The 2047-nt window shown below is 48.3% G+C and carries 1 protein-coding gene and 1 pseudogene; both read left to right on the top strand.

What is annotated here, in order from left to right; all coding sequences use genetic code 11:
- Positions 1–167: 167 nt before the first annotated feature.
- Positions 168–1010 (top strand): cyanophycinase, encoded by an 843-nt coding sequence (locus RMO35_RS07600; RefSeq protein WP_396134986.1) that lies wholly within the window; start codon positions 168–170, stop codon positions 1008–1010.
- Between the two features lie 278 nt (positions 1011–1288).
- Positions 1289–2047 (top strand): annotated as a pseudogene (locus RMO35_RS07595) (cyanophycin synthetase); the annotation flags it as partial.

The following is a 2047-nucleotide window of genomic DNA, read 5'->3' as shown; positions in this document are numbered from 1 at the left end:
AACTCCCAACTCCCAACTCCCAACTCCCAACTCCCATCTCCCGTCTCCTGTCAAATCAAATACAAACTAGCAGGTACATTATTTGATACAGTCATCTTATTGTGTAGTAGGTGTGACTTTGATTTTGGTTCGCCACGGTGGTATGATGGGAGACTTAGAATCGACATATGCTTGAAGTACAGCCTTTCCTCGCTCAAAAATTCATGGTAATTTCTAGCCATTATCCAGTCATGGTAATTGGTGGAGCAGAAGACAAAGTAAATGGGTGTGGCATCTTGAATGCCTTCTTTAGAAGTGCAGGGGGGAAGATGGCGACGATCGGCATCATCCCTTGCGCCTCCCAAGAACCTAGTGTCGTCGGCGATCGCTACTACCAAATTTTTAGGGGGATGGGTGCCCAAGAAATCCAAATCCTTGATATTCGTCAGCCGAAAGAGTGTGACGAAGAACGGTGGTTGAATATTTTAGCTAGTTGTAGTGGCGTCTTTTTGACTGGTGGAGACCAATTGCGCCTGCGCGACCTCATTGGTGGCAGCAAGTTTATGGCAGCCATCAAAGCCAGAATTGAGAGTGGCAACCTCGTCCTAGCTGGTACCAGTGCTGGGGCGGCCATCGTTGGCGAACAGATGATTTCCGGGGGGAGCAGTGGCGAATCCCCCAATCAGTCATTAGTAGATCTGACCGCTGGATTGGGGATTTTTCCAGATTTGCTAGTCGATCAACATTTCCACAACCGCAATCGGATGGCGCGATTGATGAGTGCGATCGCGGCTCATCCCGATAAGCTCGGCATTGGGATCGATGAAGATACCTGTGCGGCGTTCGATGGCGACGGCACTTTTGAAGTATTGGGCAAAGGGACGATTACAATTATCGATCCCGGCAAGTTGACCCATCGCAACTACCTCAAAGCTGGAGAAAATGCCCCACTGAGTCTGCATAATCTTACCGTTCATGTCTTAAGTCAGGGCGATCGCTATGATTATCAGCATCGTCATGTAGTATCATAATTCCAGTCATCTGGATCGCTAGTCGCCATTAGCTGCACACATCGTCTCGATCGGAAGTTAGTTGTTATTTACGACACTTTCTAGACAATATCTAGGTCAGTATGTAGCAAGTAATACGGAATTAGCGACTCAATTTGAAATTAAGTAATAGTGGTACGTCGATCGCTTCATACTAAGTCTAGATCGATCGCCAAATCAACTTTTCAAACTTTATTGAAGATCGTGGGATTGCATTCGATGTAGGGTGGAATCAACTTAAAGGTACTTCTTATATACATATGAAAATTCTCCAAACTCAAACGCTTCGAGGCCCAAACTACTGGAGCATTCGCCGCTCAAAGCTGATTCTCGTGCGACTAGATTTGGAGGAATTAGCAGATCGACCTTCGGATACGATTACCGGATTTTATGAGAGTCTCGTGGCGGTGCTCCCCAGTCTCGACGAACATCATTGTTCGCCCGGTTGCCGGGGTGGGTTCTTGAGCCGAGTCCGCGAAGGGACGATGATGGGACATATCCTGGAGCATGTAGCATTAGAACTCCAAACTTTGGCAGGGATGCCAGTGGGCTTCGGTCGTACCCGCGAGATGTCCACTCCAGGCGTCTATCAGGTGGTGATTGAATACCAGATCGAGACGGCAGGGCGATACGCTGCCAGAGCGGCACTACGGCTGTGTCAGAGCATTATCGAGACGGGTACATATCCCCAAGTCGAACTCGATCGGGATTTGGAAGATCTCGTGAAGATGCGCGAGGAAGCAGCATTAGGCGCGAGTACCGATGCTTTAGTCAAAGAAGCCGAAGCGCTGGGGATTCCCTGGATGCACTTAGAGAGCTGCGACTTATTTCAGTTGGGCTATGGCAAACATCAAAAACGAATTCAAGCCGCACTGACATCCAACAGCAATATTATCGGGGTCGAACTCGCCTGTGATAAAGAGAAAACTAAAAAAATCTTGGCGAGTATGGGCGTCCCGGTGCCGCTGGGAATGACGATTTATTCTTTTAACGAACTAGCAGCCGCGATCGATAGTTTG

This window comes from Chamaesiphon sp. OTE_20_metabat_361 (assembly GCF_031364565.1).
The sequence above is the reverse complement of the archived record's forward strand: the minus strand, read 5'-3'. Positions and strand labels throughout refer to the sequence as shown.

Bases quoted from the DNA above. Each gene is read 5' to 3' on its own strand.
- RMO35_RS07600 (WP_396134986.1), top strand. From the start codon at position 168: ATGCTTGAAGTACAGCCTTTCCTCGCTCAAAAATTCATGGTAATTTCT.